Below are 5,201 nucleotides of genomic sequence, written 5' to 3' on the forward strand. Positions count from 1 at the left end.
GCCCGGAGCCCGGAGCCCGGAGCCCGGAGCCCGGAGCCCGGAGCCCGGAGCCCGGAGCCCGGAGCCCGGAGCCCGGAGCCCGGAGCCCGGAGCCCGTCGGGCGGGCGGGGCGGGCCCGGAGTTTCACTTCGGGGTGTCAGGGGGTGGTTCTGGCGGCCGGGAGGAGGACCGGGAGGCCGGCCGCCTTCCATGCCTGGAAGCCGCCGATCAGGTCCGTCGCCCGGTGCAGGCCCAGCCGGCGGAGGGACTCCGCCGCCAGCGAGGAGGCGTAGCCCTCGTTGCAGAAGACGACCACCCGCAGGTCGTGGCCGGTCGCCCGGGGGGACCGGTGGCTGCCCAGCGGATCGAGCCGCCACTCCAGCTCGTTCCGCTCCACGACCAGCGCGCCCGGGACCAGGCCGTCCCGTTCGCGCAGGGCCGCGTAGCGGGTGTCGACGAGAAGAGCCGCGCCCGTCTCGTACTCCTCGTACGCGGTGCGGGCGTCGATCCGGTCGAGGCCGGACCGCACCCGTTCCAGAAGCTCGTCGATGCCGACGTGTTCCCCGCTCACTGCCAGTCCTCCGGACGCTCGACCTGCTCCAGGCGGAGTACCGCGCCCGTCCGGCTGAAGCGCCGGATCAGCGGGAGCGGCGGGTAGTAGGCGTGCACCGAGACCGCGTGGGTGTCGGGGGACGGATTCAGCACCTCGTGGAGGTGGTCGCGGCCGAAGGCGCGGCCGTCGCCCTCGTCGAGCCGGCGGGTGCGGTCGAGCCCCTCGGCCAGCTCCAGGGTCTTCCAGCCGCCCGCCGGGAGGCGGACGGCGAGCGCGTGCTCGGTGAGGCTGCCGCGGGCGGTGGCGAAGGCGCCGAAGGACTCGGCGTGGTCGTGCCAGCCGGTTCCGGTGCCGGGCGGCCAGCCGATCAGCCACGCCTCACTGCCGCCGGGGCCCTCGAGGCGTACCCAGGTCCGGCCCTCCGGATCGAGCGGCAGGGAGTCGACGAGGGTGCGGTCGGCGGCGGTGCGGCGGGCGAAGTCGAGCAGTTCGGCGGCGGTCGGCGGACCGAGGACCGCCCGGGTGATGACGGGGGAGGGGGTGACAGAAGACGCGGGCACGGGTGACCGTCCTGGAATCGCTGGGGTGCGCGCCGCGCGGGAGGGCCGGCGGAAGGCCCGGAGGGATGCCGAGGACACCGCGCCGGACGGGTGTCCGGGGCGGGGCGGGTCGGCGCGGTCGGGGCGCGCGGGGGAAGGGAAGCGAGTTCAGAAGGACGGGCGACACACGCAGCCCGCATAGCGGATCAGGTCCATATGGACCCTCCGCCACAGGCGCACATCGGTGTCGGTCACGTTCCGGAGTACACCACGCGCGCCCGCGCGAATCAATGGACGTCCGCGGTCCGGTCGTGTCCCAGGGACGCCTCGGCCGGTGCCGGGACCTCGGCGGAGACCGCGGCCGGGGACCGCTCGCCGCGCGCCGGCCCGCCGGGGCGGGACTTCTCCGCGGCGGCGGACGGCCCGGACTCCTCCGGCGCGGCGGACGGCCGTTCCTCCGCCGGGGCGGTGCCGCGGGCGGCCTCGGCCGCGGCGCGCAGCTCCTCCGGGCGCACGCCGGCGAAGGCGGCGACCAGGTGCCCGTCGGGGCGGATCAGCAGGACGGCGTGGGCGGGGGCGCCCGGGTAGGCGTCGGTGACCAGGACCTCCGACGCCACGGGCAGCGCCTCGGCGGCCTCCTCCAGGCGGGGCATCAGGCCGGCCGTGCGCCAGTGCCGGCGCTCCCACACCCCGGAGCCCGGGGCGACGAGCAGGACCAGGAGCCGGGCCTGCCCGAGCCGGTCCCGGAGCCGGACCGTCGTGTCGTCGGGAGCCGTCACCCGGACGTCCTCGACGGGGGCGCCGAGCGGTGTGCCCACCGGGATCATGTTCTCGCTGTACGGCGCGGCGAGCGGCGAGTGCGGATAGGCGGGGGAGGCGCCCAGCGGGCCCCGTCCCAGGTGGCCGTCGGCCAGCAGGGCCTCGTGGCCGCGCATCACGCCCGGCAGGTAGGTGCGCAGACCCCCGCCGCCGCGCAGCGCGGGCAGGGCCTGGTCGGCCGCGCGCAGACGGGCGGCGACCGCCGTCCGGCGCTCGCTCTGGTAGCTGTCGAGGAGGGTGTCCGGGGCGGAGCGGTGCCAGGTGAGGGCGAGCTTCCACGCGAGGTTGTCGACGTCCCGGAGGCCCTCGTCGAGGCCCTGGGTGCCGATCGCGCCCAGCAGGTGGGCCGCGTCCCCGGCGAGCAGCACCCGGTCGACGCGCCAGCGGCGGGCGAGCCGGTGGTGCAGGGTGTGGACGCCGGTGTCGAGGAGCTCGTACGGGGGAGTGGTGCCGTCGCACCAGCCGGCCAGGGTCTCGCGGATCCGGGTCACCAGCGCGTCCGGGGTGACGAGTTCGCCGCGGGGCGGCAGCAGCCAGTCGAGCCGCCAGACGCCGTCGGGCAGCGGGCGGGCCGTGACCTCCTCGCCGACTCCGCGCCACGGGGGCTGACGGTGCAGCAGGGACTCGCCGGGCCAGGGGAGTTCGGTGCGCAGGGCGGCCACCGCGTGCCGCTCCACCGCGGTGCGGCCGGGGAAGCGGACGCCGAGCAGCTTGCGGACGGTCGAGCGGGCGCCGTCGCAGCCGACGAGGTGGCTGCCGCGCCACCAGGTGCCGTCCGGGCCGCGGGTGTGGGCGACGACCCCGGTCCGGTCCTGCTCCAGGGAGTCGAGCCGGGAGTCGGTGACGAGCCGGACCAGCGGTTCGCGGGCGATGGCGTCGCGCAGACCCCGGGCCAGGGCGTGCTGGGGGATGTGCAGGGGGGCGGCCGGCGCGGCGGGGGACGCCGGGTCCTCGGACCACTCCTCGGTGCCGCCGAGTCCCAGGTCGAAGGCGACCTCGCGCGCCTGCCGGCGGCGCTGCATCCCGCGCCAGCCGACCCAGCGCAGGCCCTCGTCACGGACGGTGGCACAGCCCAGCCGCTCGACCAGGGCGGCCATGTCGGCGCGCAGCACGACGGTCCGCGCCGGGCGCGGTTCCTCCTTGCCGGAGGTCTCGTCGAGGACGACGCTGGGCACGCCCTGTGCGGCGAGCGCGAGGGAGAGCGCGAGGCCGACCGGCCCCGCGCCCACGATGATCACCGGGTCCACGGCGCGGCTCCAAAAGGCCGGAAAGTCATGGGGGCAGCACAGCAGAGTGTGGCACGAGCCCGGTGCTTGATCACAGACCGTATGCAACCCACTCAGGGTGTTTTGCGTCAAGTGACGCGGTGGGCGTGGTGCCGCTGGTGTGCGGACGGGGCCCCTTCCGGGTGCCGGGGACGCCCCTCGTACCGCTCTCCGCCCCACCAGGACCTCCGGCCCCGGCGCTTTCCCCGGAAGCAGGCGGTCCGGGGGAGGGCGACGGGGCCGGAAGTGGACGGGCGCGGAACTTGGGGGAACCGGGCCGGTCGGGGTGGTGGTCGTACGGGTCGGAGACCGGTGGCGGTCAGACGCCGCCGGTGCTCGCCCCGCCCATCTCGACGTTCACGACCGGGGCGACGTCCTTCACCGCGGCGGCCTTGCGGCCCTGCCGGAGCCGCTTCTCCAGGCGGGCGGCGAGAGAGGTGAGGAGGGCGTTGAGCGCGATGTAGATGAGGGCGATGACGGTGAAGGCGGCGATCGTGTTGGCGCCGTAGTTCGCGGTGATCTGCCGGTTCTGGCTGAGCAGTTCGTTGAAGCCGAGCAGCGCGCCGCCGAGCGCGGTGTCCTTCACGATGACGACGAGCTGGCTGACCAGGGCGGGGAGCATGACCGTGACGGCCTGCGGCAGCAGCACGTACAGCATGGTCTGGCCCTTGCGCATGCCGAGCGCGACGGCCGCGTCGCCCTGGCCCCGGGGGAGCGAGAGGACACCGGCGCGGACGACCTCGGCGATGACGGAGGCGTTGTAGAGCACCAGGCCGGTGACGACCGCGTACAGGGGGCGGAAGTCGGAGCTGACGGGCGTGAACTGCGCGTAGACGGCGCTGGCGAACATCATCAGGAGCAGCACCGGGATGGCCCGGAAGAACTCGACGACCGCGCCGACCGGGATCCGTACCCAGCGGTGGTCGGAGAGCCGGCCGATGCCCAGGGCCGCGCCGAGCGGGAGCGCGATGAGGATGGAGAGCGCGGCGGCCTTCAGCGTCTCGGTCAGGCCGGGCAGCAGGTACGTCGTCCAGACCTGGGAGTCGGTGACGAACGGGCTCCACTTCGCCGCCGCCAGCTGGTTCTTGTCCGCCATGGCGGAGAGCACCCAGTAGGCCACCAGGCCCAGGACGGCGAGGAAGAGGATCGTGTAGACGACGTTGCGCTGCCTGGCCCGGGGGCCGGGGACGTCGTAGAGGACGGAGTTCATCGCTTCACCGCCAGTCGCTTGGCCGCCCAGCCCAGGACCAGGCCGGTGGGGAGGGTCAGGACGATGAAGCCGAAGGCGAAGATCCCGAAGACGGTGAAGAGCGCCTGGGCCTCGTTCTCGATCATCTCCTTCATCAGGAGGGCCGCCTCGGTCGCGCCGATCGCCGCCGCCACCGTCGTGTTCTTGGTGAGGGCGATCAGCACGTTGGCGAGCGGCGTGATCGCCGCGCGGAACGCCTGCGGGAGGATCACCAGGGTCAGGACCTGGGTGAAGCTCATGCCCAGGGCGCGGGCCGCCTCGGCCTGGCCGGCCGGGACCGTGTTGATGCCGGAGCGCAGCGCCTCGCAGACGAAGGTCCCGGTGTACGCGGTGAGTCCGAGCACCGCGAGCCGGAAGCCGATCTCCTTGAAGTCGTCGCCGCCGAGCGTGACCTGGAGGGTCTGGTTGAGGCCGAAGGAGCAGGCCACGATGACCACGGTCAGCGGGGTGTTGCGGACGAGGTTCACGTACGCGGTGCCGAAGCCGCGCATCAGCGGGACCGGGCTGACCCGCATGGCGACCAGGGCGGTGCCCCAGACCAGCGAGCCGATCGCCGAGTAGAGGGCGAGCTGAGCCGTCACCCAGAAGGCGCCGAGCAGGTCGTACTGCCCGGAATCAAGAAAGTCGAACACGATGCCCCGCGCTCTCCCCTGGTGGTCGGTCGGTCGGACGGCCGGTGCGTCGGCAGCGGCCGGTGGTGGCGGGGGGGGCCCCCCCCCCCCGGGGGGGCCGCCACGCGCGGGGCCCGGGACCCCCCCCACCTGCGGGGGGGCGGGGGGTTTTTTTACGGCGGGGGC

At 74.9% G+C, this 5,201-nt stretch carries 6 protein-coding genes; all 6 read right to left on the minus strand.

The annotated features are described in order from the left end of the window. Positions 1–136: 136 nt before the first annotated feature. Positions 137–550, minus strand: a complete 414-nt coding sequence (locus tag ACFVU3_RS35995; protein ID WP_390072995.1) for a rhodanese-like domain-containing protein — start codon at positions 548–550, stop codon at positions 137–139. After that, positions 547–1,092 carry a cysteine dioxygenase gene (locus ACFVU3_RS36000; protein ID WP_390072996.1) on the minus strand — a complete coding sequence of 182 codons (546 nt, stop codon included), beginning with the start codon at positions 1,090–1,092 and terminating at the stop codon, positions 547–549. Before ACFVU3_RS36000 ends, ACFVU3_RS35995 begins: the two co-directional genes overlap by 4 nt. A 147-nt stretch (positions 1,093–1,239) precedes the next feature. Next, positions 1,240–1,326, minus strand: a complete 87-nt coding sequence (locus tag ACFVU3_RS36005; protein WP_346768519.1) for a putative leader peptide — start codon at positions 1,324–1,326, stop codon at positions 1,240–1,242. Positions 1,327–1,358: 32 nt separating this feature from the next. Continuing rightward, positions 1,359–3,137, minus strand: coding sequence for an FAD-dependent monooxygenase (locus tag ACFVU3_RS36010; protein ID WP_390072997.1), 1,779 nt, complete (start codon positions 3,135–3,137; stop codon positions 1,359–1,361). Between the two features lie 337 nt (positions 3,138–3,474). Beyond that, positions 3,475–4,365: an amino acid ABC transporter permease gene (locus tag ACFVU3_RS36015; RefSeq protein WP_390072998.1), complete on the minus strand. Its 891-nt coding sequence runs from the start codon at positions 4,363–4,365 to the stop codon at positions 3,475–3,477. Further along, a complete protein-coding gene (locus ACFVU3_RS36020; RefSeq protein WP_390072999.1) occupies positions 4,362–5,036 on the minus strand; it encodes an amino acid ABC transporter permease in 675 nt (224 codons plus the stop codon). Before ACFVU3_RS36020 ends, ACFVU3_RS36015 begins: the two co-directional genes overlap by 4 nt. Positions 5,037–5,201 lie beyond the last annotated feature (165 nt).

It is taken from the genome of Streptomyces sp. NPDC058052, from assembly GCF_042885515.1.
Taxonomy (GTDB): Bacteria; Actinomycetota; Actinomycetes; order Streptomycetales; family Streptomycetaceae; genus Streptomyces.

Excerpts from the sequence above, each read along its gene's own strand:
- ACFVU3_RS36015 (WP_390072998.1), bottom strand. The coding sequence starts at position 4,365 with ATGAACTCCGTCCTCTACGACGTCCCCGGCCCCCGGGCCAGGCAGCGC.